Origin of the sequence: Uniformispora flossi (genome assembly GCF_049534875.1) — a bacterium.
Lineage (GTDB): Bacteria > Actinomycetota > Actinomycetes > Streptomycetales > Streptomycetaceae > Yinghuangia > Yinghuangia aomiensis.
Genome location: NZ_JBMULZ010000016.1, coordinates 119,064 through 144,136, shown reverse-complemented (window position 1 = coordinate 144,136; position 25,073 = coordinate 119,064). Strand labels below are relative to the sequence as shown.

Sequence of the window (25,073 nt, the reverse complement as noted above, 5' to 3'; positions counted from 1 at the left end):
GACCGCCGCCCGCCCTCTGTCGAAAGACAGAGTTCCCGGCGACGTTCGGGAGATGTGCCGGGCCCACGGCCGCTCGTAGCGTCGGGGCATGATCACATGGGAACGAGTCGGCAAGCGGTTCCGGGACGCGGTCGCCGTCGACGATCTGAGCCTGGTCGTCAGGCCCGGGCAGGTCACCGGCTTCCTCGGGCCCAATGGCGCGGGGAAGTCGACGACGATGCGGATGGTCATGGGACTCGACCGCCCCACCTCGGGGCGGGCGCTCGTCGACCGTACGCGGAGCTCCGCGATCCGCTGCGTTTGCGCCGGTTCGGGACATCGGCAATGCTCGCGCGCATGGTCTCGGTAGTGCAGAACGTGGCGATCGACTGTGCGGATGCCTACGAACTGGCCCGGTTTTGGAGCCGGGTGACCGGCCGTCCGCTCGACCCGGACAGTCGGCCGGGCGACCGCGAGACGCAGGTGCCGCTCGCGGAGGGCCCGGCGCTGTACTTCAACCAGGTCCCCGAACCCAAGACCGTCAAGAACCGCATCCACCTGTGCCTGCGCCCCGAGACCACACGCGACGACGAGGTGGCCCGGCTGCTGCGCCTCGGCGCGACCTTCGTCGCCGACCACCGCAACCCCGACGGCACGGGCTGGGCGGTCCTCGCCGACCCCGAAGGCAACGAGTTCTGCGTCCTCCGCAGCGCCTCCGACCGCTCCGCGGCCGAGAGTTCCTGACCCTCACCCGCCGCTTCGGGGACGGCGGGACGGCGCAAGTACCTGACGGACCTCAGTGCTCGTGCGGCCCGGGCCGGTGGACCGGGCCGTGCGCGTCCTCGCCGTCGTCGTGGCGGCCGTGCGCGTCGGCGCGGGGCGGGGTGCCGATCTGCAGCAGCCCTTCGTCGGTGTCTTCGCCGAGGTGGTCGACCTGCAAGGTGGCATGGGTGATGCCGTACGCCGTCTTGAGCTCGCGCTGCATGGCCCGCCGCACCGCGTGGCAGTCTCCGCCGGGCGTCACCAGCACGTGCGCGGACAGGGCGGGCTGCCCGGTGGTGATCTGCCAGATGTGCAGGTCGTGCACCTCGACGACCTGGTCGGCCGCGGCCATGCGGTCGCCGACCTGGTCCGGGTCGATGCCCGCGGGGGCGGCCTCGAGGAAGATCCGCCCGGATGCGCGGATCAGTTCGACGCCGGCCTTGAGCATGAGGACGACGACCAGCAGCGTGGCGATCGGGTCGGCGCGGCTGAAGCCTGTGGTCAGCACGATGGCACCGGCCACCGCGGTCCCGACGAACGCGAAAAGGTCGTTGAGGATGTGCTGGAAGGCGCCTTCGACGTTGAGGGATGTCCGGTTGGCCCGCGAAATGCACCACGCCGCCGCGATGTTGACCGCGATCCCGACGAGGGCCGTGATCAGGACCAGCCCGCCCGCCACGTCCGGCGGATGGATCAGGCGCCGGATCGCCTCGTAGCCGAGCCACAGGGCCAGCAGCACCAGGGTCAGGCCGTTGGCCTGGGCCGACAAAATCTCCGCACGTTTCAACCCGTAGGTGTAACCGCCGCGCGCGGGCTTGGCGGCCAAGCGCATGGCGACCAGCACGAGCACGATCGACGCCGCGTCGGTGAGCATGTGCGCGGCGTCGGAAAGCAGCGCGAGCGACGACGCGGCAATACCGACGACGACTTCGCCGACCATGAAGACGGCGATGAGCGACAGCGCGGCCGTCAGCCATCGGCGGTCGGCGTCGACGGAGACGCCGTGCGCATGCCCGGCGTGGCCGTGGTCGCCGTGGGCACCGTGGTCGTGGTCGGCGTGGTCGGCGTCGTGGTCGTGTCCGACGGCGCCGTGGTCGCGGCCGGCCTCATGGACGTCGTCGTGGCCGTGCGGGGGTGTCGGCACATGTACCTCCCGTTTGGTGGGGGCGCGGCAACGGAAACGCGGAGGCCGGCGACAGGTCGGTGACCTGCGGTTTCAGTGTCGCGCAGGCGGCGGCCGGGTGGAGACGGCGGAAAGCCCGCGGACGGCCTCGGCCGCTCCCGGCCGGGGCCACGCGCCCATCGACGCCAGGAAGTCCGGCAGGTCGGCGAGGTGCCCGAGCATCCCGCCCGCCGCCGGTGCGGGGCTGCCGAGGCGTGCGACGCGGAGGGCGATCATGCCGTGCCGGCGCGGCCCCAGCACGTCCTTCTCCGGGTGGTCGCCCACGAACAGGATGTGCGGCGCCGGGACCCCGCACGCCGTGACCACGGCCTCGTAGAACCGCGGATGCGGTTTGCGGTAACCGACTTCGCCGGACAGGACGCTGCCCGCGAAGCACCCGGTGAGACCCGCCGCGTCGAGGGTGCGCGCCCGGGCGCGGCCGGAGCGCTCGGTGTTGCAGGCCAGCACGCACCGCCAGCCTTGCCGCGTCAGCCGACGCACGGCGTCGGCGGCACGGCCGTCGACGGCCGCATCGGGCACCGCGGCGAACACGGCTTCGGCCGCGGCGGCGGGGTCGAGGTCCGTGAGCCCGCTGCGTCGCGCGGCTTGGGCGATGGCGTCGGCGAACGGCGTGTGCCGCTCCGTGGCGTGGTCGGCGCGGTGGATCCGCGCGATCGCCGTGTCGAAGGCCGGCGCGAAACCGGGCGGCATGTCCCGGTCGAGCTGGGACGCCACGATGTCGGCCACCCTGGCGCCGTCCGGATTCGGGCCCGGACGGGCCAGGGTGCCGCTGAAGTCGATCGCGAGCGCCGCGATGCCGCGCATGCCCGCGCTCGCCGCCGGGGTCCGGACGCGGGTCACGTCTCGGAAGCGGCGGGTTCGGGCGCCGGCTGCGGAGGCTCCGAGGCCGATCGGGTTGCGGACGGGCTTGCCGACCGGACTGCCGACGCCCGCACGAGCGGGCCCCGCTCGGCGAGCCGGTTCGGCACCGTCCGCACCGTCGGGTACGCGCTCCCGGAGCCCTCGGGCAGTCCGCCGCGGACCTGCTCCACGGTGCCCGCGCCGATCCGCCGCAGCACCGTCATGGTCTCGGCCTGCAACCCGCCCTGCACGCGCGGCGCCTCGTCCACCGCGGCCTCCCGTCCGGTCCGCCGCCCCCGTCACCCGGGGCGGTCTACTTCCAGACCGTACCTTCAGCGGCGGGCGTCGAGGAACGCGGCGATCAGCGGCGCGATCTGGGGGAGTTTGTCCTCCAGCGCGAAGTGCCCGGTGTCCAGGACGTGCAGTTCGGCATCGGGCAGGTCGCGCAGGTAGGCGTGCGCGCCCGGCTCCGGGAAGAAGAGGTCGTTGCGGCCCCAGACGACCAGCGCGGGCGGCCGGTGCGTGCGCAGCCACTCCTGCCAGTCCGGGTAGAGCGCGACGTTCGTGTGGTAGTCGAGGCCCAGGGCGATCTGGATGTCGGCGCGGCCGGGCAGGTCGAGGAAGTGCTGATCGGCGGTCCAGCCGTCGGGGGCGACGAGTTCCGGGTCGGCGGTGCCGCCTTCGTACTGGCCGCGGGTGACGTCGGGGGCAAGGATGCCGCGGATCGCGTCTTCCGCACCGGGGACGCCGGGCTTGAGCGCGGTGAGTTCGCGGGCGGCGTCGGAGAGCCCGTCGAGGTAGGCGTTGGCGTTCTGGACGACGAGCCCCTCGATCCACTCCGGGTGGCGGGTCGCGATGCGGAAGCCGACGGGGCCGCCGAAGTCGAAGGCGTAGAGGGTGAATCGGTCGAGCCCGAGCGCGACGAGAAACTTCTCGGTGAGGTCGGCGAGCGCGTCGAAGGTGTAGGCGAACGCGTCGGCGGACGGCGCATCGCTGTGGCCGAAGCCCGGGTAGTCGGGCGCGACGAGGTGGTAGTCGCCGCCGAGCGCGTCGATGAGCCGCGCGAACTGCCGGGAACTGGACGGGAATCCGTGCAGCAGGAGCAGCGCGGGCGCGTCCGCGGGCCCGGCCTCCCGGTAGAAGACGCCGATGCCGTCGACGTCTATGCGGCGGTGCCTGACCTGAGGGAGGGCGAGCGCGGGCATGGCGGTCTCGATTTCTCGCGGTGGAGCGCGGTGGGAGCCCGGTGCGGGATCATCGCCACTCTAATGAATAGATAGCTTCTTATCCATTAGTTTTTCCGCGATCCGCCAAGAGAACGCTAGGCGATCGGTCGGTAGCTCATAGTATTCAATCATCATGTGACCAATAGGGAAAAACGGGTCTGTTCCTGCCAGTTCGCCGCCCTAGCCTGATCCACGGCCCGGCCCGACAACCGGTCGGTCCGTCCGTCGATCCGAGGTGGAGAACCTGTGCTGAGAAGCCCGCGTCCGTCCGCTCCGAACCGTCAGCCCACTTCGACCCGCCCGTCCGCCGCGGTCCGCCCGCTGCGCGCAGCCACGGCCGTCCTGCTCACGATCGGTCTGCTGCTGCTCGGCCTGGGCGCCACCGTCCCGGCCGCCGCCGACACCACGTCCACGCTCGAGAAGAGCGTCCGGAACGCCACCCACCCGGGTGCCGCAACCGCCGACCACGGGGACACGCTGGACTGGACCGTCCGCTACCGGAACGCGACCACCGGCGACACCCCCGCACCCGCCTCCGTCACCGACCGGATCGCGGGCGCGGGCAGCGCCCAGACCTACGTGCCCGGCTCGCTGAAGGTGCCGCCCGGCTGGACCGCGGGCTGGTCCACCGACGGCACCACCTTCGGCACCGCGGACACGGGGGCGGCCACGACCGCGGTGCGCGCCCAGAACTCGCTGGCCCTGGCCGGCGGCACCTCCCTCGCGACCCTGGCCCTCGGCCCGGTGAAGCCGACCCCGCAGCCCACCGGCGGCGACGGGTTCACGCCCGTCCTGCACCGGACCGCGAGCGGCGAGATCGAGTCGTGGAACATCTACCACCACGCCGCGCCCACCGCGCCGCAGGTCGTCTGCATCAACCTGACGCTCGGTCAGCCGTGCGCGGGCGGCCCCTGGCCGCGTCCGCTCAACACCACGCCCGGACCGCTCGGCAGCGGCGCCACCGGCAACATCGGCAGCCCGCTGACCCCGCAGTACGTGCTCGACCCGGGCAACCCCGACCAGCTGCTCTACCCGGCGGTCACCGCGTCCGCCGTCGGCGTCGGCTGCCTGGACCTCACCGCGCGCGCCAACTGCGGCTTCGTCCCGCTGGCCACCATGGGCGGCTCGCCCAGCAGCGCCAACAACCTGGCGGGCCTGGTCCAGGTCGGCGACAACCTGTACGGCGTCCCAAACACCGGCCAGGTGCTGTGCATGACCCTGGCCACCCGCACGCCGTGCGCCGGTCAGCCGTTCGCGCCGATCGTCGCCGCGAACCACGACCTGCCCGGCACCCCCGCGGCGCTCTACCTCGGCGGCCTGACCACGGTCGGCAGCCGGGTCTTCGCCTCGTCCTCGCCGCAGGGCGGGGGTTCCACGGTCTCGGGGCCGCCCGCTCTCGGCTGCTTCGACACCGCGACCGCGACCACCTGCGCGGGCTGGACGACCCCGCACACCGCGGGGCCGAGCAGCGCGTACTACACGTACAACGCCTTCGCCGCCTACAACACCGCCGGGCAGGCGGACGGCGTGTGCACCAGCACCGCCGGCGGACCCAACGTCCTGACGACCTGCTACGGACTCGACGGCTCCGCACACGCCGCGCCCACGTCGCTCAACTCGCTGGCCGGCACCACGCTGACCTTCAGCCCGGAAACCGTCACTACCCCCGCCGGGACGCGCAGCTACTTCCCCGCCTGGGGCGGCAGCCTGGCCGGCGGGACGATCTGCCACGACTGGACGACCGCCGCACCCTGCGCCGGTTTCCCGCTGCCCGCCACCCACCCGGGTGTCAACGGCGGCGCCACCCGCGACTACGGGTACACCTACGACGCCACCTCCCGCTGCCTGATCGGCCTCGGTGACGCCGGCTACCTGTTCTCGCTCGACCCGACGACCGGCGCCAGCCCGTGCGTGCACAGCGGCGCCAGCGTCACGCTCAAGCCCGCCGACTTCTACTGCGACGGCAGCAGCGGCAACATCCAGGGCTACACGCGGGCCCGGCTGACCGGCCTCGACCTGACGCACGTCGACATGGCCGCCTCCCGCGCCACCGTCACCGACCCGGACGGCACCGTCATCGCCACTCCGGGCCTGGCCGCGGACGGCACGGTCGACCTGACCGGCATCGATCCCGCCGCGCACCCGTCGATCACCGTCACCGCGCAACTCGTCCTCACCACCGCGGGCGACTTCGACAACGGCAACCACCCGGCGCTGGTCGTCGAGTACAAGGGCGACGCGCCGCAGATCTGCTTCAAAACCACCGTCACGGCCAACTGCACCGCCACGTCGGTCGGCAACACCGCGACCGGCACCGACCCGACCGGCACGTTCACGTCCAACACCGTCACGACCGCCGTCGCGCCCGGCGCGGCGTGCCAGCCCCAGGTCAGCGTGGAGAAGGAGATCTGCGGGTCGCTCAACCCGCACGACTGCGCACCGGGCGGACCCGGGCCATGGGCGAAGAACAGTCCGGTGGGCCTGCTCGGCCTGCTCGGCACCGCGCACTGGCGGATCACCGTCAGCAACGCGGGCCCCGTGGACGCCGCGACCGTGACCGTCAACGACGCCACCGTGCCCGCCTGCCGACAAGCCGCCGGCACCTTCGCCCTGGCCGCCGGGAGCAGCCGCCAGGTCTACTGCGACTCGCTGCTGCTGGCGCTGCCGGTGAAGAACACCGCGTCGGCGAGTTTCGTGGCCGCGAACTCGCCCGCGGGCACCGCGCCCACCACCACCGCATCTTCTTCGGCGGTGGCCTGCTCGCTGCTGTGCATCCTCGTGGTGGGCGGCAAGGAGTGATCCGGATCCGCTAGTCCTCGGTCCCTTCCCGCCCGGCTGCGCGCCGGGCGGGAAGGGACCCGCTCGGGCAGGGACCGCTCGGGCAGGGGCCGGGCGGCTCAGGCGCCGGGGCTGCTGAACAGCGGGGACAGCGGAGACTCGGCGGACAGCGGGGTGAGCGGGGCGAACAACGGCGTTGCGGGCCCCGTCGCCCGCGTCCCCGTCCCGGCCAGCTCCTCCACCGCCGCGATCGTCGTATCGATCACCACGGCGTACAGGCGCTCGAACGCCTGCGGCAGGCGCGTCAGGACCGCCCCGACCCGCGCCCGGTGCTCGGCGCCCGCGGCGGACAAGGCCTCCTGCATGATGTCGACCATCTCGTCCGCCGGGGTTCTCCGCGCCGCGAGGTTGGCCTGCCCGACGACCGTGGTGCCGATGAGCGCCACGGCCAGCGCGAGATCCTCGTCGTCCAGTCCCAAAGGCGCCAGGACTTCGGTGAGCATGACGAAGGACGGCAGCCACGCGGGCTGCCGCGTGGAGGCGATGTAGGGCAGCAACTGCGGGTACGGGCGCAGGTGTTCCATGCTTGCCAGCATCCAGGCGCGCAGCTTGTCCTGCCAGGTCGAGCCGTCCGGCGGGTCGTAGTGCATGTCCGCCGCGATCCGGTCGGCCACCGCGTGCAGCAGATCGTCCCGGTCCGGGAAGTACCGGTACAACGCCATCGGCGCGGACCCGACGGCTTCGGCCACCCGCTTAACGGTCAGGGGCACCGCCGGGCCGGCGTAGACCAGCGCGACCGCCGCGTCCATGATCTGCTCGCGGGACAGCCGCGGCGGCCGTCCGCGGCCGCGCGCCGGAGCGACCGCGGCGGCGTTCTCCGGTTCCTGAACCATGGGTGTCCCTTCACCGCGCCACACGGGCGCCGACCGGCGTTTTGCCCTCAGATTACGCAACGACGCGGCCGCACCGTCAGGAGACCTGACTTATTGGGCCACCGCCACCTTGCCTGCGGCGCACCGGCCCTGACGCATCGTCACCTCTCCAGCAGCAGCGCCGTCCCCTGCCCCACACCGATGCACAGCGTGGCCATTCCCAGCCCCGACCCGGCCGCGGCCAGCTGATGCGCGACCGCGCCGGCCAGCCGGGCCCCGGACGCCCCCAGCGGGTGCCCCAGCGCGATGGCTCCGCCGCGCGGGTTGACCACGGCCGGATCAAGCTCGGGCCAGGCCGCCAAGCACCCCAGCGCTTGGGCGGCGAAGGCCTCGTTGAGTTCGACGGTCCGCAGGTCCGCGAAGCTTCGGCCGGCCTTGGCCAGCGCCCGCTGCGCGGCCTCCACCGGGCCGAGCCCGAAGTACTGCGGTTCGATCCCGGTCGTCGCCCCGGCACTGATCCGGGCCAGCGGCTCGCGCCCGAGTGCGGCGAGCCCGGCTTCGTCGGCGATCAGCAAGGCCGCGGCGCCGTCGTTCAGCGGCGACGAGTTGCCCGCGGTCACCGAGCCGTCGGCCCGGAAGGCGGGCTTGAGCTTGCCCAGGGCCTCCATCGAGGTGTTCTCACGGATGGTCTCGTCGCGCGGAAGCTCGGCGACCGGCACCACCTCGCCGTCGTACGCCCCGGCCGCCCATGCCGCCGCGGCCTTGCGGTGGCTCGCCCATGCGAACGCGTCCTGCGCCTCGCGCGTGATGCCGTACTTGTCGGCGATCAGCTCCGCGCCCTCGCCCAGCCCCACGGTCCACTCCCCCGGCATCCGCGGGTTGACCATGCGCCACCCGAGGGTGGTGGAGTGCAACTGCTGCGCGCCCGCCGGGAATCCGCGCTCCGGCTTGGCCATCACCCACGGCGCGCGGCTCATGGACTCCACACCGCCCGCGACTGCGATCGACGCATCCCCGACGGCAATCGCACGGTAGGCCTGCACCACGGCTTCCAGCCCGGACGCGCAGAGCCGGTTGACGGTCACGCCGGGCACGGTGACCGGAAGTCCGGCGAGCAGCACCGCCATGCGCGCGACGTTGCGGTTCTCCTCCCCCGCGCCGTTGGCGTTGCCGAAGTACACGTCGTCGATACGCGCCGGGTCGAGCGCCGGGCTGCGGTCGACGAGCGCGCGCAGCACGCCCGCGGCCAGGTCGTCGGGGCGGACGCCGGACAGAGCACCGGCGTACTTGCCGATCGGCGTGCGGACGGCGTCGACGATGTAGACGTCACGCGTGGTCATGTGGCCTCCACGGGAGCGAGCGCAGGCGCGCAGCGCGTACCGGTGGGGCAGATGTCGTCGCCAGGCGACCGCTCTCCCGTCCATCCGGAGTGTTGTTCGCCTGATGAACTCTTGTGCATAATTGTGGCTGCGCAGAGTTTGGTGGTGCGTGCGGTGTCTGTCAACGGCTTCTTTCGGCTGCCGGCTCCCGCGCCCGAGTCGCCGGAGGCCCCTCGCCATGTCCCCGCCGGAGCCCGCTCACGGCCATCCCCCGGCCGACGGAGAACCGCCCGCGGATGCCGTCCGCCCCCTCGAACGCGGGCTCGCGCTCCTGCGCGCGATGGCCATGGACCCCGACCCGCGCACCCGCCCCGGCGACCTGGCCCGCGCCACCGGGCTCGCCCGGGCGACGGTGGACCGGATCGCCGCCACCCTGATCCGGCTCGGCTACGTCCGGCACGAAGGCCGCGACCTCGCCCTCACCCCACAGGCCGCCGAACTCGGCAACGCCTACCTGGCCTCGTCGGGGCTCGCCGCGGCCGTGCGGCCGTACGCGGAGGCCCTCGCCGACCGGCTCGACGAATCGGTGTCGGTGGCCGTCCCGGACGGCGACGGCGTGCGTTTCGTCGTCCAGGCCACCCGCCGCCGCGCGATGGCCGTCTCGTTCCGCATCGGCGACCTCCTCCCCGCGGAACGCTGCGCACCCGGCGCCCTGTTCGCCGCGGCATGGACCGACGCCGACTGGCAGGCGTGGCGCGCCCGACGCGCCCGGGAGCAGGGCGACACCGCCTTCCCGGCCCTGCCACTGCGCCGTCCTCGCGACGCACACGCCTCCAGCGAGGTCGAGTTCGCGGACCGCATCGACATTGCCCGCACCCACGGCCACAGCACCGACAGCGGCCTGATCGAACCCGGGCTCATCGCGATCGCCGTCCCGGTCCTCGACAGCGACGACGGCGACGGCGACGGCGACGGCGACGGCGACGGGCGGATCGTGTGCGCGCTCAGCGTGGTCAGCCACACCAGCAGGCACACCCCCGCAACCCTCGCCGACATCGCCCTCGGCCCCGCCCTCGACACCGCCGCCGCGATGGCGGCCGCCATCCGCCCCGACGCCCCCGGCCCCGCCCCTCGGCCGCACGCACCCGCGGCGGATCCGCGGCTCAAGGACGAACTCGGCGCGGAATACCTGCAATCGCTCGCCCGCGGCCTGGACGTCCTGCGTGCCCTGGGCACGACGCGCGGCCCCATGACCCTCGCCGACGTCGCCCGCGCCGCGGCACTCCCGCGCGCCACGGCACGGCGGTCGCTCATCACCCTCGACTACCTGGGCTACGCGGAGCCGCACGGCAAGGGCTTCGCCCTGACGCCGCGCGTCCTCGACCTCGGCTACGCCCGCCTGGCCGGCCTCACCCTGCCCGAGGTCCTGCTCCCGCATCTGACCGAACTCGTGCGCACGGTAGGCGAGTCCGCATCTGCGGCGGTCCTGGACGGCGACGACATCCGCTACATCGCCCGCGTGCCGACCCGGCGCATCATGCGCGTCGACATCACCGTCGGCACGCGCATGCCCGCCGCCCTGGCCTCGATGGGCCGCGTCCTGCTGGCCGCCCTCCCGCCCGCCGAACGGGCCGACTACCTGTCACGCGTCCGCATCGAACCGCGCACCCCGCGCAGCGCGTCCACCCCCGCGGAGGTCGCGGCCGCCGTCGACCGCGCCGCGGCCGACGGATACGCCCAAGTCGACCAGGAGTTGGAAGAAGGCCTGCGCTCGTTGAGCGTCCCCGTACGCGACGCCGACGGGCACGTGGTGGCGGCGGTCAACGTCGCCCACCACGCGTCTCGAGGTACGCCGGACGAGACGCGCGACGAGATCCTGCCCCCGCTGCGCCTGGCAGCCGCGCGAGCGGAGGCGGACCTGCGGGCCTTGGGGCAGTGGTCCCGGGTCAGGTAAGCCGCGGCGCGGCTACACGACCAGCGACCCCAGCGGCGGGCACGGCATCAACGCCCGCCCGGCTCCCGGCCGTTCCCGGAACGCGCGGGCCTCGGCGGCGCGCTGCCGCGCACGCTCGACGCGGTCCGCTTCCCAACTGTCGCGGCGCGCCTGGCGATCGTCCCAGCTATCGTCGATGAGCGACAACGAGATGTTGTTGGAGCTCCGGTTGATATCCGCGTTCATGGCCACCTGCTGGAGCACCCGCTGCACGGCGATCAGCTCCAACCGGGCCACGAACACCCCGGCGGTCTGCGGTTCCCGCATGGGCAGCGGGGCCTGGGCAAGGAGGGACACCCCGGTGTCGTGGCGTCCGATGTTGTCGATGGACGCCTGCGTCGCTTCCCGGCTCATCGCCTGGATTTCCCGGGTCAGCCACAGCAGTTCGTCGAGGTCCGCCTCGCTGACGCGCATCCGGCCGTAGATCGCGGTGAACCGGGGGTCGCCCCAGAAGGGGCGGAAGATCGGGTCGTTCAACGCCACGCAGTTGCTGTACCCGGCAGCGACCGCACCGCCGAGGTGGCTGAGCGCCGCGTCGTAGTTGCGGTGCTTGAACGCGAGCGTGGCCAGGCCGGAGTTGGCGGCGGCGACGATCCACTGGCCTTGCGGACCGAGCGCCGTGCCGCGCAGGACGAGGTCACGCATCCCCGCGGCCACGTCGACCTTCAGCCCGGCACCCGTCATCGCCCGGGAGAACCGGTCACGCAGCCCGCCGGGCTGACCGGGCGACGGCTGTGCTTCCCGCCCCTGCAGCAGAGCCGCCGTCAGATCCACAAAACGACCGCTCAACGCCTGCACCGAATCGACCACGACACGTCTCCCCACGACTCAGCCGCGGACCCCACCCCCGGGGCCCGATCGCCGCGCTCCCCGCGACGCCCGGCATCGTCTCGCGCGGTGATCCAACCGTCCAGCGGCACGGTCGACTCTCACGGCATCACTTGGTGGCGATGCGCATGGGGTTGCGGTGCTCTTGCTAGGTTCGCGGAATGACGGTGGCTTTGATCGACTCCGGTCTCGGACTGCTCCCCACGGCCGGCTGGCTGCGCCGGCTTGCGCCGAGTGCCGATCTGCTCCTTTTGCTCGACCCGGACGGCATGCCGTGGGGATCGAAGTCGGCGCAGTTCGTCACCGAGCGGCTGCTTGCCGCCGGCGAGATCGCGGTCGAGCGCGGAGCGCAGGGCCTTGTCGTGCCGTGCAACACCGCCACGGTCACCGCCATCGACGCACTTCGCGCGAACTTCGAGCCGGGGATCCCGGTCGTCGGCACCGTCCCGGCCATCAAACCGGCCGCCGGCGCGGGAGCCCCCGTCGCCGTCTGGGCCACCGTGCGGACCACCGAAAGCGACTACCAGAAGCGCCTGATCGCGGAACACGCCGGCGGCGTGCCGGTGTTCCCTGTGGCGTGCCCCGGGCTCGCGGAAGCGGTCGACCGCGGCGACACCGTCGCGACCGACCGTGCCATCGCCGCGGCCATCGAGCAGACACCGCGTGCGTGCAGCTCGATCGTCCTCGGCTGCACGCACTACCCGCTGGTCGCCGAGCAGATCATGCGCGGTCTCCCCGCCGCCACCTTGTACGACAGTGCCGAAGCCGTCGCCCGCCAGACCCTCCGCAGGATCGGCACCCACCCCGGAGAGTCCGGGGAACCAGGCCGCGTGGACGTCATCCTCAGCGGCCGGCCGGGCGCGCTCCCACCCGCCGCGAGCCGCTACCCCGTGGGCCGCGCTCTGGCGACCGCGGCGGCGGTGCCGCCGGATTTCCTCACCCCTGCGGTGTCGGCCCCGCACTCCAGGAGCGACACTCTGCTGCTGGAGTGACGTCCGGCTGGTCGCCCACGAGAGCGCAGGCTCAGACCGGGTGGATGTCCGCCCGGATCGCGAGGGCATCGTCGGTCAGTGGGGTCACGGCGGACGTGGCGGACGTGGCGACCGCGTCGCCCGTCCACCACGCGCCCTGGCCCGGCTCCAGCGCACGGCCGCATTCCCAGCGGCCGCGCAGGACGTGGACGAGCCCGGCGTGGCCCGGGGTCGGGACCACGGGTGCCGAGGTGGTGTGCACCGAGGCCGCCCATTCGCCGCGCCGGGTCATGATGTTGAGGTCGCGGTTGACTCCGCCCAGCAGTGCGGCGTCGATCGCGAGCTCGCCCGGGAAAGCGAAGGGCTCTCCGATCCGGTCGAGCAGGTGGTCGAGGCCGTCGCCGACCAGGTGCACGCCGGCGCCTTCGAGCAGGGTGATCGTGCGGTCGACGCCCGGGAACGCGGAGAACGGCCCGTCCTGCGCGATCGTCGCGATGCTGGCCCGCCACGCGAAGCCGCCGTCGGCCGACGGCTCGGCGGCGACCTCGCGGGTTTCACCGCCCCCGTTGCGCCACGGCGTCACGGGCAGGAGGTCGGTGTCGAAGACGTGGAAGGGGGCGAAATCCGCGTGGTTGCTCACCGTGCCAGTATCCCGGCTGCCGGTTTCGCGGCCGCTCCCGGTCCCGGGCGACGGAGTCGGCCAGGGCAGCGGGGACCCGGCCGACGCGGGCTCAAGCGGCCGCGGCGTGCAGCAGTTCCTCGGCCCGCGGCCACGCGCCGAATCCGGACGCCGGGTTCAGGTGCCCGACGGCGCCGAGTTCCACCACACGGCTCCCCCAGTCGCGGGCCAGCCCGGCGGCGTAGCCGGGGGCCGCGAGCGGGTCGTCGGAGCTGGCCGCGACGAGCGACGGGAACGGCAGCGGCGTCCGCGGCACGGGCAGCCAGCCGTTCCGCTCCAGCTCGGCGAACGTCGGGTGGCCCGCGGGCAGCGGCGTCGTGAGGTCCGGCGGGGTGGCCAGCAGCGCCCCGCGGATCCGGAACGGCGACGCGTCCGGCCGGTGGTCCTGCGCCCAGTGGGCGGTGACGACAGCACCGGCGCTGTGCGCGGCGATCAGCACCGGCCCGGTGATCCCGGCGAGCACCGCGTCCAGTGCCGCGACCCGGGCGGTCCGGCTCAGCTTGTCCGCGGTGGGCGGCGGAACCGTCTGCACGGCGGTTCCGGCGGCGGCGAGCCGTTCGGCCAGGAGCGTCTGCCAGTGCTCGGGGACATGGTCGCGCAGTCCGGGCACGACCACGACGGTCGCTTCGGCGGTCGGGCTCATGACGGTGTCTCCTTTGCGGTACGGGCGGTGTCGGGGGCGGCGGATATACCGAGGCGCCGCAGGTCGCGTTCGTAGTGGCGGCGGCCGAGCGCGAACATCGCGGTGGCCCCGATCGCCACCAGCGGGATGACCCGCATCGCGCCGCGCAGCCCCATCCGGTCGGCGAGCATGCCGGTGACCGCGGGCCCGGGGGCCAGCCCCAGCAGGCTGTTGGCGAGCGTGAGGGTGGCGAAGGCGGTGGCCGCGACGGCGGCGGGGGTCAGGTTCGCGACCATGGCCGCGGCCGGCCCCGCGGTGCCCGCGGCGAGCAGGGCGCCGACCGCCAGCACGAGCACCTGCGGCGGCCCGGTGGGCAGGAGGAACGCCGTGGTCAGGAACACGAACGACCCGGCGCTGCAGGCGATCGCGACCGTCCATTTCCGGATCGGGAAGGCCTGGCAGATCCGGTCGGAGACGATGCCGCCGCCGATCATGCCGATGCCGATGACCAGGGCGAAGCAGCCTGCGGCGACGCCGGCTTTGCCGGTGGACAGGTCGTAGTAGCGGTTGAAGTAGCTGGGCAGCCAGGCGATCAGCGCGCCGGCGATGGCCATTTGCAGGCCGCTGCCGACATAGGCGCTGACCACCGAGACGGACGAGAACAGCCTTGTGAGCAGCGGGCGCAGGCCGCCGGTGGTGGCCTCGCCGCCGAGGTCCGCCGTCTGCGCGCGTTCCGAACTCCCTCGCGGTTCCAGCCGTTTCTCGGTCACGACGAAGCCGTAGACCGCGGCCAGGGCGAGTCCGAAGAAGCCCATCGCGGCGAACGCCCAGCGCCAGCCGAACTGGTGGCCGATGAGGCCGCCGAGGGCGGTGCCCAGCACCGACCCGAAGGCCCCGCCGGCGATGAACGCTCCGGAGAGCGTGGCCCGCAGGGCGTGCGGGAAGATGCTGAGCACCAAGGCGATGCCGACGCTGCCGTAGGCGGCTTCGCCGATGCCGACGAAGACGCGTCCGACGAACATCTGGCCGTAGGTCGCCGAGACCGCGCAGCCCAGGGTGGCCAGGCTCCACACCGTGGCGGCGAACAGCAGCGTCTTCACGCGTCCCCAGCGGTCCGCGACGAGGGACATGGGGAAGGCGAGCACGCCCACCATCAGGGCGACGACACCGCTCAGCGACCCCAGCTTGGCGTCGGAGAGCAGCCATTCGTCCTTCAGCATGGGAAAGACGGCGTTGAGCACTTGGCGGGACATGTAGTCGGACAGCAGCAGCCCGAAGCTGAGTGCGAAGACCACCCAGGCGTAGCGCCGGGGCACCGCCCACCCGCCGGCGGCGGGCGCGGCGGGGTCGGGGGCGGTGGTGGTGGCGCTGGTGCTGGTGCGGAACCCGGTTGTCATCCCATCACCTGCTTCCGGTCGGCGGATCAGAACGGTCTGTCGCCCGCGATTCCGGCCCGTTCCATGCGCCGCACGGCGGGCCAGTAGTCCTGGACGGCGTAGTGCTGGGTCGAGCGGTTGTCCCAGATGGCTACGCTGTTCTCGGTCCAGCGCCAGCGCACTTGGTATTCGGGGATGGCGGCTTGGCTGATCAGGTAGGTGAGGAGGTTGCTCGCGCCGGGTGCGTAGTCCTGGCCGAAGCGGACGTTCTCGGGGCGGTGGTAGTTGACGAAGTGCGTGGTGAAGCCGTTGACGAAGAGGATTTCCTCGCCGGTCTCCGGGTGGGTGCGTACGACGGGGTGTTCGGCGTCCGGGAACTTCGCTTTGAGGGCGTGGCGTTCGGCTTCGGGCAGGACGGCGCCGAAGGTCGCTTCGATGCTGTGCCGGGCGCGGAGGTGCCGGATCTGCGTTTTGACCGGGTCCGGGAGCCGGCGGTAGGCCTCGGCCATGTTGACCCAGATGGTGTCCCCGCCGACGGACGGTGCTTCGACGCAGCGGAGGACCGCGCCCATGGCCGGGTTCTCGCGCCACGTCCCGTCGGTGTGCAGGGCGTTCTCGTAGTGCTCGGCGGGGCTGTCGAGGTCCTTGTAGATGCGGACCAGGCCCGGGTGTCCGGGGTCGCCGCCGACCACGGGGTGGTCTTCGAGCGGCCCGAACCGTTCGGCGAAGGCGACGTGTTCGGCGCGGGTGATGTCCTGGTCGCGGAGGAACAGCACTTTGTGGCGCAGCAGCAGGGCCTTGACCTCGGCGAACAGCGCGTCGTCGCGCGCCGCGTCGCCGAGGTGGACGCCGTGCAGCTCGGCGCCGATGGTGCAGGTGAGCGGTTCGACGCGGATCGGGCGCCGCGCCCGGCCCGGGGTGGGCCGGGCCGGCGTGGACGCGCCCGCCGCGCGGCGGAGCGTGTGGTCCATGGTGGTTCCTTCGGGGTGGTTCCTTCAGGAGGGAGCGACGGGCGCCGATCAGAGCACGAACACCGAAGAGCCGGTCGTGGTACCGGACTCCAGGTCGCGGTGTGCCTGGACGGCGTCCTCGAGGGCGTAGCGCTGGTTGACGGCGATCTTGATGCGCCCGCTGGTGATGTGGCCGAACAGTTCACCGGCGAGTTCGGCTTTTTCGGCGGGGTCCGCGATGTAGTCGGCGAGGCCCGGTCGGGTGACGAACACCGAGCCGTGCAGGGCGAGTTGCATGGCGTCGATGGGCGGTACCGGGCCGGAGGCGGTGCCGAAGCAGACCAGCAGGCCGCGGCGGCGCAGCGACGCGAGCGAGGACGCGAACGTCGTCGCGCCGATGCTGTCGTAGACGACGGGCACGCCTTCGCCGCCGGTGATCTCGCGGACCCGGGCGGCGACGTCCTCGTCGCGGTACCGGATGACGTGGTCGGCGCCGTGGGCGCGGGCCAGTTCGGCCTTCTCCTCGGTGGAAACGGTGCCGATGACGGTGAGGCCGAGCAGCTTGGCCCACTGGGTGACGATGAGGCCGACACCGCCTGCCGCCGCGGTGAGGAGGATCGTGTCCCCGGCCTTCAGCGGGGCGATCCGCCGCATCAGGTAGGCGGAGGTGAGGCCGCGCATGGTGGTGGCGGCGGCGATGTCGAACGGGATCGCGTCGGGGAGCTTGATCAACGAGCCCGCGGGCATGACGCGTTCGGTGCTGTAGGCGCCGAGGGGGCTGCCGGTGTAGGTGACGCGGTCGCCTGCGGCGAACCCGGTCACACCCGCGCCGACCGCTTCCACGACGCCCGCGCCTTCGACGCCCATGCCGGCGGGCAGCGGCGCCGGGTACAGGCCCGTGCGGAAGTACGTGTCGGCGAAATTGAGGCCGACCGCGCCGTGCTTGACCCGGACTTCGCCCGGGCCCGGGTCGCCGACGACGATTTCCTCCCACGTGAGGACCTCGGGTCCGCCGGATTCCTTGAAGCGAATGGCGTGCGCCATGAGAGTACTCCGAATTCGTTGCGGATTTATGAACGGCTGTCGTCCGCGCTCATCTTCAAATGAGCGCCGCGGCGGGCGTTTCCCGGAGCATAAATCCGCGTTGTCCGGGACGACGGTTCGGCACCATGCCGAGGCGCGCGAGCGTTTCGTCGGCGTCCGCGTAGTACTCGCCGATATGGTAAATGCGCTTGGCTTCCGCACCGTCGGCGATGTCCCGGCCGAGCGCCCGGGAGATCTTCACCATCTGCTCGATCTGCCGGACACTGGACATGCGTTCGCCCTTGCGGCCCCACAGGTTGTCCTCGTTGCCGACGCGCACGTGCACGCCGAGCGCGATGCCGATCGCGTTCATCGGTGCGACGGCGCGCATCGAGCTCTCGATGGTGAGAACGGCGCCGTCCGGCACGCGGCGCACGAATTCGATCAGGTCGGCCGGGTGCCGTCCGGCGAATCCGCCGCCGATGGCGACATAGTTGAGCACCAGCGGGCCGGTGTACTCGCCGGAGCGAATGAGCCGTTCGACGGTTTCCAGTTGCGCGAGGGTGGCGAGCTGGAAATGCGGCTGGATTCCGTTGGCGCGCAGCCGCTTGAGGTGTTCGAGGTAGAAGTCCGGTCCGGCTTCCACGACCATGTCGCGATAGGCCTTGTACATCGCGGGGTTGGCGATCGACGTGCCGCGCAGGTCGTCGTCGTCCATGATCTCGACGATGTTCATCTGGCTGGTGTTGATCGCGATGGTCACCTGGTCCGGGCGCGGGTCCAGGTCGGCGAGCAGGTGGCGGGTGTCGTAGCTGAGCCACTTCGCCTCACTGCCTTCGTCCTCGGGGGCGAAGGAGATCGAGCCGCCGATCTGCAGGACCATGTCCGGGACGGCCTGGCGCAGGCGGCCGATCATCTCGTTGAACATGGACATGCGCTTCGAGCCGTGGCCGTCGAGTTCGCGGACGTGCACGTGCAGCACGGTCGCGCCGGCGTTGTAGCAGTCGACGGCGGTCTGCACCTGCTCGTCCAGGGTGACCGGGATGTCGTCGGCGTCGCCGGGCAGCCACTCGGGGCCGTAGGGGGCGGCCTGGATGACCAGCTTTTCCTGGTTCTCCGGGTACAGCGAATCGTCGTGGAAGTGCATGCCGAAGCTCCGTTCGTCGGATGGCCGACCGGTTCGGAAGTGGGGGGTGGGCCGCGCGAGGGGCGGCGGCCTGCGGGTGGCGCTCGAGCTGGCCGGGGCTGGGGGCGCCGTGTGCGCCGGACCCGCGGCTTCGTGCTGCGGTCCTGCCACGGTACGGCCGCACGTGATGGCCTGCTTGACGTCAGGTGACAAGAGATTTGACATTTGGGGACATCCGAGTGACGGGCATCACCCCCTGCTCACGCGAGGAACGTTCCCGCAGTGGTCATTCCCCCGCGTCGGCGCGGCGGCGCCACTCCTTGGGGCTGCACCCGAACTGGGTTCGGAACCACCGTGAGAACGCGCTCAGCGACGAGAAGCCGAGCAGGTCGGAGATCTCGGTGAGCGAGCGCCGGCCGTTCGCCACGAACCTCTCGGCCAGCTGTCTGCGGGTGGCCGCTACCAGCGAGGAGAACGTCTCGCCGGACTGCGCCATATGCCGGTGCACCGTGCGCCGGTCGACGCCCAGGCTGCGCGCCACCTGCTCGATCGAGCAGCGTCCGACCGGCAGGAGCACCTCGATGAGTTCGCGCACCCGGTCCGGCACGGTGCTCTCCGCGCTGACCGCGATCGCTTCGAAGTACGGCCGCGCATACGCCCGGAGCTGCGGGTCGGACATCGCGTTGGGGGCGTCGAGCTGGTCGGCGTAGAACACCATGCCGTCGTACTCGCGCTCGAACTCCACGACCGGGCCGAACAACCGGCGGTGCGTCGAGGTGTCGGCCGGCGCGCGGTGCGCGAACCACACCGACAGCGGCTGCCAGTGCGGATCGAGGAACGCGCGCAGGATGCGGTGGAACGCGCCGACCACCAGCTCGGTGCCCTGCCGGGCCGCGGCCGGTTCGCCGAACCGGAGTTCGACTTTGAGCGCGGCCAGGCCGTTCGACTCGGACAGCCGGGTGTGCAGCGCTTCGTTGTACATGCGCTCGTGGCGCAGCAGCAGCCCCAGCGCGCTGCGCACGTCCGGCTCTTCGCGGACCGCGAGGCTGATCGGGCCGAGGTTCGAGAAGCGCCGCAACTCGGCCATGCGCAGCCCGAAATCCTCGTGCTCGGATGCGGCCGCGGACAGCTCCAGGAGCTGCGCGACGGCCGCGCCGGAGATCCACCGGTCCTGTACGGCGAGGTCGCCGGCGGTCAGGCCGACGCGCTTCATCAGGGCGTGGGCGTCGATGCCGAGCGAACGGCACAGTTCGACGTAGCCGTTCAGCGCCGCGACGCGGACGAGGGGCTTCATACGCGGACTCCCGAGTGGCGGGTCCAGGGCGGCCCGGCGCGCGGGCTGTCCCCGATGGTCAAATCGGATGTCACGTGACGTCAAGCACCGGGGAAATCCGGAATCTAGCATGGCGCCGTTCCCTCCTCCGCCGCCCCCGCCCTGTCCCCTGCTCCGTCACCGCCGAAGGAGACCGCCGCCATGGCCAACCTCGCGTCGATCCTGCTGGACACCGCCGCCGCGCACCGCGACCGGACCGCCCTGCGGCACGCCGGCACCGCGGTGACCTACGGCGGACTCGACGACGCGAGCGCCCGGGTCGCCGGCCTGCTCCGCGGACACGGACTCGTCCCCGGGGACCGGGTCGCCCTGGCCATGCCGAACATCCCGCTCTTCCCCGCGGCCTACTACGGCATCCTCCGCGCGGGCGGCGTCGTCGTCCCGGTCAACCCGCTCTGCAAAGCCCGCGAAATCGCCTACACCCTCCGCGATTCCGGCGCCCGCCTGGCCCTCACGGCAGCCGTGTGCGCCGAGCCGGTGGCCCAAGCCGCCGCCGAACTCGACGCCACCTGCCTCGTCGCGGACACCGCCGCGTGGCCCGACGCCGAGGCCTGGCCCGACTGCGTCGACCGGGCTTCCGACGACACCGCCGTCATCCTCTACACCTCCGGCACCACCGGCACCCCCAAAGGCGCCGAACTGACCCACCGCAACCTGCTGTCCAACGCGGCCACCACGGTCGACACGCTGATCCGGGTCGGCCCCGGCGACGTGGTCTTCGGCGGACTCCCGCTCTTCCACGCCTTCGGCCAGACCTGCGCGCTCAACACCGTCGTCGCGGCCGGCGCCACCCTCGCCTTGCTGCCCCGCTTCGACCCGCGGCAGGCCCTGGAGATCCTGCACCGCGACCGGGTCACGGCCTTCCTCGGCGTTCCGACGATGTACGCCGCGCTGCTGAACACCGCCTGGCCCGACGGCTACGACGCCGCGCCGCTGCGGCTGGCCGTCTCCGGCGGCGCGGCGCTCCCGGTCGAGGTCCTGCGCACGTTCGAAGAGCGCTTCGGCGTCCCGGTGCTGGAGGGCTATGGGCTGTCCGAGACCGCCCCCGTCGCCGCCTTCAACCCGCCGGACCGCCCGCGCAAGGCCGGGTCGATCGGCCTGCCGGTCCGCGGCGTCGCCCTCAAGCTGGTCGCCGACGACGGCGGCCCGGTGCCGCCGGGCGGCGTCGGCGAGATCGCGATCCGCGGCGAGAACGTCATGAAGGGCTACTGGAACCGCCCGGACGCCACCGCCGAGGCCATGCGCGGCGGCTGGTTCCACAGCGGCGACCTGGCCCGGGTCGACGACGAGGGCTACTACTTCGTGGTGGACCGCAAGAAGGACCTGATCATCCGCGGCGGCTACAACGTGTACCCCCGCGAGATCGAAGAGGTGCTGTACGAGCACCCGGCCGTCGCGGAAGCCGCCGTCGTGGGCGTCCCGCACCCGGTGCACGGCGAGGAGGTCGCCGCGGTCGTCGTCCTGCGCGACGGTGCCGAGGCGTCCGCCGACACCCTCCGGGAGTTCGCGAAAGACCGCCTCGCCGCCTACAAATACCCGCGCATCGTCACCGTCGCGACGGCTCTCCCCAAAGGCGGCACCGGCAAGATCCTGAAACGCGAAATCACCGTGCACCGCTGACATTTCGGATCCGCAGCAGGGTTCCGTTTCGAACCACGGGGCGCCTGGAGCGGCCGGGCGACGTACTGGCAGGAGGACGGTTCCCGGCCCGAAACTGTCGGGATGACGGCACGCTGACCTTCGCGACCACGCTGGTGGTCCAGGACCTCCTCGTACGGCGCACCAAGGCGATGCGCGCGTTGTTCGGCATGCGCGTGGGAAAAGTTGGGCTGCCAGGCGCGGGGTCGCCGAGTGGCGTGGAGGCGGGGCGTTGCGGGTGCTTGTGGTGGAGGACGACGAGGAGATGGCGCTCGCCCGACGCCGGTGCGGTCAGCCGGCCCGCGGTCTCGCGGCCGTCCAGGCACGGCCGGACCACGAGAACGCCCGGGAACCCGATCGGCCCGGGTCTGCGTAGTCCGGCGCGTCCCGTCAGGTGGTGTCTTGGGGTTCGCCGGCGTCCCAGTCCCAGTTGGCGATGGTGGTGCGCATCAGCCGGGAGGCGGTCGACAAGTGGCCGTCGGTGCCCCAGTAGAGCGTGAGGGTGCGGCGGCAGTCGGGGTGGTCGACCGGAATCCAGGCGACGGGCGCACGCGTGGCGCTGCGGCGGGCGATGGCCGGCGCCAGGCCGATGCCGAGCCCCACACTGACGAGGTCGGCGATGGCACTGTGTTCGTCGCTTTCGCAGACGATCTTCGGGGTGAGGTCGTGCGCGGCGAAAAGCCGGTCGAGCAACCGGCGCAGCCAATGCCCCTCGCGGGCGGTGACGAAAGGCTCGTCGGCGAGGTCTTCGACGGTCACGGAGGTACGGCCCGCCAGCGGATGGTCGAGCGGCACCCCCACTCCCACCGGCTCGTCGAACAGCCTCGCCGACCCCAGCCCCTCGGCGCGGATCGGTTGCGAGGCGACACAAAGGTCGACTTCCCGGGCACGCAGTCGGCGGGCCATGTCCTCGGGTGGCGACCAGTGGAGCTCGATCTCGACCGCGGGGTGGGCGCGCTTGTAGGCGGCCAGCGGCCCGGTGAGGGTGAGGAATGTTTCCGACGCCAGCCGCACCGCGCCCAGGCCCAGGCTGGTGGCCTCGGCGACCGCGCGTCGTCCCGCGTCGAGTTCGCCGAGGGCGCGTTCGACGTGGTCACGGAAGAGCCGGCCCATGTCGTTGAGCCGGAGCCGACCGCTGCGATCGAACAGCGGTACGCCCAGTTCACCCTCCAGCCGGGCGATGGTCCGGCTCAGCGACGGCTGGGCGATGCGCAGTTCGTCCGCGGCCCTGCTGAGGTGCTCCAGCCGTGCCACCACCAGGAACTGCCTCAGCGCGTTCAACTCCACCATGGCCCCCGAGGCATAGCGTCATAGCAATATTCGTCTTGGACACGATAACTCAGCAGTCATAACTTCGGAGGCGCAGGACAAGACATGACAGGAAGCCGCGAGAGAAGGACCAGGCCGATGACGACCCCACAGCGCCAACTGGACGAAGCCGCCATCCGCGGGCAGGTCGACAAGATCGTCGAAGGCCTCCGCGCCAAGGACCTTGAGAGGCTTCGGAAGCTGTACGCACCCGACGTGGTGTCCTTCGACATCGAGCCGCCGCTCCAGCACGTGGGGGTGGAGGCGAAGCTCACGAACTGGGCGCCCGTCTGCACACTCTTCGAGACCGTGCGCTACGAGGTCCGCGACCTGACCCTCACCGTGGGCGCGGATGTGGCCTTCGGGTACGCCTTCGCTCGTCTCGGCGGCGTGCTGACGGACGGGACCGCGGTGAGCGGCATGTGGGTCAGGGTCACGTACGGCTTCCGGAAAACCGACGACACCTGGTTGATCGCGCACGACCAGGTCTCGGTACCGCTCGACATCGCGAGCGGCAAGGGAGCCGTCGACCTCGCGCCCTGACAGGCCACAGGAGTCGAGCGACACTTCGCCCGGCGGCCGCAGGGTGCCCCGAGTATGTGAGCCGACGGATCCACGCCGCCGTGTCCGACCGAGGCGGGTCCGTCAGCGCGCCCCGTCGATGAGCGCGACGATCTTGTCGTAGCCCTGGGCGGCGGCCAGTTCGCGGGGGGAGATGCCGTTGCCGTCGGGGATGGTGACGTCGGCGCCGCCTTCGATGAGGAGGCGGACGGTCTCGACGTGGTCGGCGGAGCCGTTGCCGAGCACGATCGCCTCGTGCAGCGCGGTCCACGACAGGTTGTTGACGTGGTTCACCGGGACGCCGGCCTTGAGCAGGATCCTGATGGTGCTCACGTGGGCGTGCTCACTGGCGGGGATCAGCGCGGTGCCGCCGTAGCGGTTCGTGCTGGTGACGTCGGCGCCGTGGTCGAGGGTCGCCTGGAGGATCGCGTCGAGGCCCTCGGCTCCGGCGTAGAGGAAAGCGGAGTCTTCGAGGGAGTCCTTGGAGTTGGGCGAGGCGCCGGCGTCCAGGAGGAGCCGGGCGACGTCGACCGCGTTGGCCCGGGTGGCGAGGATCAGCGGCGTGCGGGCGGCTTCGGCGCGGGCTTCCAGGTCGGCGCCGTCGGCCAGCGCCTTGCGGGCGGCCGCGACGTCGTTCTTCCGGGCGGCGTCGAACAGGGCCTTGGTCGCCGCGCTCGCGTCGGTGGTGTTGCCGGCGTTCATGCTCGGGGTGCTCCTTTCCGAGGCGGGCGGTCGGTCGCCCGCGGTACCGGAATCCGTGCACGCCGCGACGCCGAGCAGCACGCCGACGCCCGCCGCGCCCGCGACCGCGATTCGGACCGGCCCCGAGGCGCGATTCCTGTGTCCTGCCTGTCGATTCCGCACGACAACGCTCCCTTGCGGCTCCTTCTGCGGCCCCTCCCCTGCGTGCCGCGCGGCGGCATCCCCGGGGAGATGGGGGTGCCGCCGCGCACCCGCCGCCGTAGGGCCCGGTGCGGGCCGGTCCGGTTACTGGTTGAGGGATGCGACGCCGGCCTGGGCGAACTGCTCGTCCTGGTCGCCGCTGGGGGCGCCGGCGACGCCGATGGCCGCGATCGGGCCGCCCTTGGCGGTGACCGGGGCGCCGCCGCCGAGGAACAGGGTGCCGGGGATGTCCTTCAGGGTCGGGTTCTGCTGGAGGCGCTGGACCAGGGTGGAGGTCGGGGCGTTCCAGGAGACGGCGGTGAAGGCCTTCTTCTGCGCGGCGTCGTAGGACTGCGGGCCCGCGCCGTCGCCGCGGAGGGTGACGATGGTGTTGCCGTTGCGGTCCACGACCGCGACCGACACGCGCTGGTTCGCCTTCTTCGCGGCGTCCAAGGTCGCCTGCGCGGCCTTGGACGCGGCGTCGATCGTCAGGTGATCCGTCTGGAACGTGTCCGGGGTCTTCACATCGGCCTTGACCGCCGCGGCCGGCTGCGGAGCGGGCTTGGCGTCCTCCGGGGCGGCGACGGCGACGGCACCGAAGGCGCCCATGCCGACGGCGGCGAGGGCGGCGGAGCCGGTGACGATACGGGCACGGCGCGACAGCTTGTTCATGGGAAACTCCGGGTTCGGCGGTACGGACCTGGGGAGCGTCTGCGGCTCCCCGGGCGGACGGGACGGCGGTGGCCACCTGCGGCCTTGCGGCTTCCGGTGCTTTCCGCCGTGCCTCAAGCCTGGGTCCGGAACCGGCCCCTTCCCGTCCCCGG

23 protein-coding genes and 1 pseudogene are annotated in these 25,073 nt (G+C 72.3%); 7 read left to right on the top strand and 17 right to left on the bottom strand.

Annotation, left to right across the window (positions count from 1 at the left end; all coding sequences use genetic code 11):
* Window positions 1-88 precede the first annotated feature (88 nt).
* Window positions 89-271, top strand: a pseudogene (locus ACPA54_RS29270) (ATP-binding cassette domain-containing protein); the annotation flags it as partial.
* A gap of 65 nt (window positions 272-336) precedes the next feature.
* The gene (locus ACPA54_RS29265; RefSeq protein ID WP_423534387.1) at window positions 337-723 is read left to right on the top strand and encodes a VOC family protein; all 387 of its coding nucleotides are present in this window, start codon (window positions 337-339) and stop codon (window positions 721-723) included.
* Between the two features lie 52 nt (window positions 724-775).
* Here the strand turns inward: ACPA54_RS29265 and ACPA54_RS29260 are convergent, their stop codons facing one another.
* The 4 genes from ACPA54_RS29260 to ACPA54_RS29245 all read right to left on the bottom strand — a co-directional run bounded on the left by ACPA54_RS29260 (window position 776) and on the right by ACPA54_RS29245 (window position 3,969).
* Window positions 776-1,885, bottom strand: a complete 1,110-nt coding sequence (locus ACPA54_RS29260) for a cation diffusion facilitator family transporter (protein ID WP_423534386.1) — start codon at window positions 1,883-1,885, stop codon at window positions 776-778.
* Window positions 1,886-1,957: 72 nt separating this feature from the next.
* Window positions 1,958-2,764 (bottom strand): HAD family hydrolase, encoded by an 807-nt coding sequence (locus ACPA54_RS29255; RefSeq protein ID WP_423534385.1) that lies wholly within the window; start codon window positions 2,762-2,764, stop codon window positions 1,958-1,960.
* Window positions 2,761-3,033 carry a BlaI/MecI/CopY family transcriptional regulator gene (locus tag ACPA54_RS29250; RefSeq protein WP_423534384.1) on the bottom strand — a complete coding sequence of 91 codons (273 nt, stop codon included), beginning with the start codon at window positions 3,031-3,033 and terminating at the stop codon, window positions 2,761-2,763. Before ACPA54_RS29250 ends, ACPA54_RS29255 begins: the two co-directional genes overlap by 4 nt.
* A 63-nt stretch (window positions 3,034-3,096) precedes the next feature.
* Complete coding sequence (locus ACPA54_RS29245) at window positions 3,097-3,969, bottom strand: alpha/beta fold hydrolase (RefSeq protein WP_423534383.1); 873 nt, start codon at window positions 3,967-3,969, stop codon at window positions 3,097-3,099.
* Window positions 3,970-4,236: 267 nt separating this feature from the next.
* On the opposite strand from ACPA54_RS29245, the gene ACPA54_RS29240 reads away from it, so the two are divergent.
* The gene (locus ACPA54_RS29240) at window positions 4,237-6,789 is read left to right on the top strand and encodes a DUF7617 domain-containing protein (protein ID WP_423534382.1); all 2,553 of its coding nucleotides are present in this window, start codon (window positions 4,237-4,239) and stop codon (window positions 6,787-6,789) included.
* 98 nt (window positions 6,790-6,887) lie between these two features.
* Here ACPA54_RS29240 and ACPA54_RS29235 read toward each other — a convergent pair whose 3' ends face one another.
* Entirely contained in the window at window positions 6,888-7,661 is a 774-nt protein-coding gene (locus ACPA54_RS29235) for a TetR/AcrR family transcriptional regulator (protein ID WP_423534381.1), read from the bottom strand.
* Between the two features lie 140 nt (window positions 7,662-7,801).
* On the bottom strand, window positions 7,802-8,980 hold the full coding sequence (locus tag ACPA54_RS29230) for a thiolase family protein (protein ID WP_423534380.1): 1,179 nt from the start codon (window positions 8,978-8,980) through the stop codon (window positions 7,802-7,804).
* A gap of 217 nt (window positions 8,981-9,197) precedes the next feature.
* On the opposite strand from ACPA54_RS29230, the gene ACPA54_RS29225 reads away from it, so the two are divergent.
* Window positions 9,198-10,913, top strand: a complete 1,716-nt coding sequence (locus ACPA54_RS29225) for an IclR family transcriptional regulator domain-containing protein (RefSeq protein ID WP_423534379.1) — start codon at window positions 9,198-9,200, stop codon at window positions 10,911-10,913.
* A 12-nt stretch (window positions 10,914-10,925) separates the two neighbouring features.
* On the opposite strand, the gene ACPA54_RS29220 is transcribed toward ACPA54_RS29225, so the two are convergent.
* Window positions 10,926-11,762 carry a hypothetical protein gene (locus tag ACPA54_RS29220; protein ID WP_423534378.1) on the bottom strand — a complete coding sequence of 279 codons (837 nt, stop codon included), beginning with the start codon at window positions 11,760-11,762 and terminating at the stop codon, window positions 10,926-10,928.
* Between the two features lie 179 nt (window positions 11,763-11,941).
* Here ACPA54_RS29220 and ACPA54_RS29215 point away from each other — a divergent pair, with 179 nt between their 5' ends.
* The gene (locus ACPA54_RS29215; RefSeq protein ID WP_423534377.1) at window positions 11,942-12,772 is read left to right on the top strand and encodes a glutamate racemase; all 831 of its coding nucleotides are present in this window, start codon (window positions 11,942-11,944) and stop codon (window positions 12,770-12,772) included.
* Between the two features lie 31 nt (window positions 12,773-12,803).
* On the opposite strand, the gene ACPA54_RS29210 is transcribed toward ACPA54_RS29215, so the two are convergent.
* The 7 genes from ACPA54_RS29210 to ACPA54_RS29180 form a co-directional block, all read right to left on the bottom strand.
* Window positions 12,804-13,391 carry a HutD/Ves family protein gene (locus tag ACPA54_RS29210; RefSeq protein ID WP_423534376.1) on the bottom strand — a complete coding sequence of 196 codons (588 nt, stop codon included), beginning with the start codon at window positions 13,389-13,391 and terminating at the stop codon, window positions 12,804-12,806.
* Window positions 13,392-13,482: 91 nt separating this feature from the next.
* A complete protein-coding gene (locus tag ACPA54_RS29205) occupies window positions 13,483-14,073 on the bottom strand; it encodes an RBBP9/YdeN family alpha/beta hydrolase (RefSeq protein ID WP_423534375.1) in 591 nt (196 codons plus the stop codon).
* Complete coding sequence (locus ACPA54_RS29200; RefSeq protein WP_423534374.1) at window positions 14,070-15,449, bottom strand: MFS transporter; 1,380 nt, start codon at window positions 15,447-15,449, stop codon at window positions 14,070-14,072. The genes ACPA54_RS29205 and ACPA54_RS29200 overlap by 4 nt, the downstream gene beginning before the upstream one ends.
* 26 nt (window positions 15,450-15,475) lie before the next feature.
* Complete coding sequence (locus tag ACPA54_RS29195; protein ID WP_423534373.1) at window positions 15,476-16,399, bottom strand: TauD/TfdA dioxygenase family protein; 924 nt, start codon at window positions 16,397-16,399, stop codon at window positions 15,476-15,478.
* Window positions 16,400-16,447: 48 nt separating this feature from the next.
* On the bottom strand, window positions 16,448-17,422 hold the full coding sequence (locus ACPA54_RS29190; protein WP_423534372.1) for a quinone oxidoreductase family protein: 975 nt from the start codon (window positions 17,420-17,422) through the stop codon (window positions 16,448-16,450).
* Window positions 17,423-17,477: 55 nt separating this feature from the next.
* Entirely contained in the window at window positions 17,478-18,548 is a 1,071-nt protein-coding gene (locus ACPA54_RS29185) for a beta-keto acid cleavage family enzyme (protein ID WP_423534371.1), read from the bottom strand.
* Between the two features lie 265 nt (window positions 18,549-18,813).
* A complete protein-coding gene (locus tag ACPA54_RS29180; RefSeq protein ID WP_423534370.1) occupies window positions 18,814-19,821 on the bottom strand; it encodes an AraC family transcriptional regulator in 1,008 nt (335 codons plus the stop codon).
* A gap of 180 nt (window positions 19,822-20,001) precedes the next feature.
* On the opposite strand from ACPA54_RS29180, the gene ACPA54_RS29175 reads away from it, so the two are divergent.
* Complete coding sequence (locus tag ACPA54_RS29175) at window positions 20,002-21,480, top strand: long-chain-fatty-acid--CoA ligase (RefSeq protein WP_423534369.1); 1,479 nt, start codon at window positions 20,002-20,004, stop codon at window positions 21,478-21,480.
* Between the two features lie 408 nt (window positions 21,481-21,888).
* On the opposite strand, the gene ACPA54_RS29170 is transcribed toward ACPA54_RS29175, so the two are convergent.
* Complete coding sequence (locus ACPA54_RS29170; RefSeq protein WP_423534368.1) at window positions 21,889-22,788, bottom strand: LysR substrate-binding domain-containing protein; 900 nt, start codon at window positions 22,786-22,788, stop codon at window positions 21,889-21,891.
* 117 nt (window positions 22,789-22,905) lie between these two features.
* Between ACPA54_RS29170 and ACPA54_RS29165 the strand changes: the two genes are divergently transcribed.
* On the top strand, window positions 22,906-23,349 hold the full coding sequence (locus ACPA54_RS29165) for a YybH family protein (RefSeq protein ID WP_423534367.1): 444 nt from the start codon (window positions 22,906-22,908) through the stop codon (window positions 23,347-23,349).
* Window positions 23,350-23,451: 102 nt separating this feature from the next.
* Here ACPA54_RS29165 and ACPA54_RS29160 read toward each other — a convergent pair whose 3' ends face one another.
* Together ACPA54_RS29160 and ACPA54_RS29155 are read right to left on the bottom strand one after the other, a co-directional pair.
* Complete coding sequence (locus tag ACPA54_RS29160) at window positions 23,452-24,069, bottom strand: ankyrin repeat domain-containing protein (RefSeq protein ID WP_423534366.1); 618 nt, start codon at window positions 24,067-24,069, stop codon at window positions 23,452-23,454.
* A 285-nt stretch (window positions 24,070-24,354) separates the two neighbouring features.
* A complete protein-coding gene (locus tag ACPA54_RS29155; RefSeq protein WP_423534365.1) occupies window positions 24,355-24,921 on the bottom strand; it encodes a GlcG/HbpS family heme-binding protein in 567 nt (188 codons plus the stop codon).
* Between the last annotated feature and the right edge of the window lie 152 nt (window positions 24,922-25,073).

What these genes read in the sequence shown, in the direction of transcription:
- ACPA54_RS29165 (WP_423534367.1), top strand. Translation starts at nt 22,906, where the DNA reads ATGACGACCCCACAGCGCCAACTGGACGAAGCCGCCATCCGCGGGCAG.
- ACPA54_RS29230 (WP_423534380.1), bottom strand. Translation starts at nt 8,980, where the DNA reads ATGACCACGCGTGACGTCTACATCGTCGACGCCGTCCGCACGCCGATC.
- ACPA54_RS29190 (WP_423534372.1), bottom strand. Translation starts at nt 17,422, where the DNA reads ATGGCGCACGCCATTCGCTTCAAGGAATCCGGCGGACCCGAGGTCCTC.
- ACPA54_RS29215 (WP_423534377.1), top strand. Translation starts at nt 11,942, where the DNA reads ATGACGGTGGCTTTGATCGACTCCGGTCTCGGACTGCTCCCCACGGCC.
- ACPA54_RS29175 (WP_423534369.1), top strand. Translation starts at nt 20,002, where the DNA reads ATGGCCAACCTCGCGTCGATCCTGCTGGACACCGCCGCCGCGCACCGC.
- ACPA54_RS29155 (WP_423534365.1), bottom strand. Translation starts at nt 24,921, where the DNA reads ATGAACAAGCTGTCGCGCCGTGCCCGTATCGTCACCGGCTCCGCCGCC.
- ACPA54_RS29245 (WP_423534383.1), bottom strand. Translation starts at nt 3,969, where the DNA reads ATGCCCGCGCTCGCCCTCCCTCAGGTCAGGCACCGCCGCATAGACGTC.
- ACPA54_RS29185 (WP_423534371.1), bottom strand. Translation starts at nt 18,548, where the DNA reads ATGCACTTCCACGACGATTCGCTGTACCCGGAGAACCAGGAAAAGCTG.
- ACPA54_RS29235 (WP_423534381.1), bottom strand. Translation starts at nt 7,661, where the DNA reads ATGGTTCAGGAACCGGAGAACGCCGCCGCGGTCGCTCCGGCGCGCGGC.
- ACPA54_RS29200 (WP_423534374.1), bottom strand. Translation starts at nt 15,449, where the DNA reads ATGACAACCGGGTTCCGCACCAGCACCAGCGCCACCACCACCGCCCCC.
- ACPA54_RS29225 (WP_423534379.1), top strand. Translation starts at nt 9,198, where the DNA reads ATGTCCCCGCCGGAGCCCGCTCACGGCCATCCCCCGGCCGACGGAGAA.
- ACPA54_RS29160 (WP_423534366.1), bottom strand. Translation starts at nt 24,069, where the DNA reads ATGAACGCCGGCAACACCACCGACGCGAGCGCGGCGACCAAGGCCCTG.
- ACPA54_RS29195 (WP_423534373.1), bottom strand. Translation starts at nt 16,399, where the DNA reads ATGGACCACACGCTCCGCCGCGCGGCGGGCGCGTCCACGCCGGCCCGG.
- ACPA54_RS29205 (WP_423534375.1), bottom strand. Translation starts at nt 14,073, where the DNA reads ATGAGCCCGACCGCCGAAGCGACCGTCGTGGTCGTGCCCGGACTGCGC.
- ACPA54_RS29180 (WP_423534370.1), bottom strand. Translation starts at nt 19,821, where the DNA reads ATGAAGCCCCTCGTCCGCGTCGCGGCGCTGAACGGCTACGTCGAACTG.
- ACPA54_RS29170 (WP_423534368.1), bottom strand. Translation starts at nt 22,788, where the DNA reads ATGGTGGAGTTGAACGCGCTGAGGCAGTTCCTGGTGGTGGCACGGCTG.
- ACPA54_RS29265 (WP_423534387.1), top strand. Translation starts at nt 337, where the DNA reads ATGGTCTCGGTAGTGCAGAACGTGGCGATCGACTGTGCGGATGCCTAC.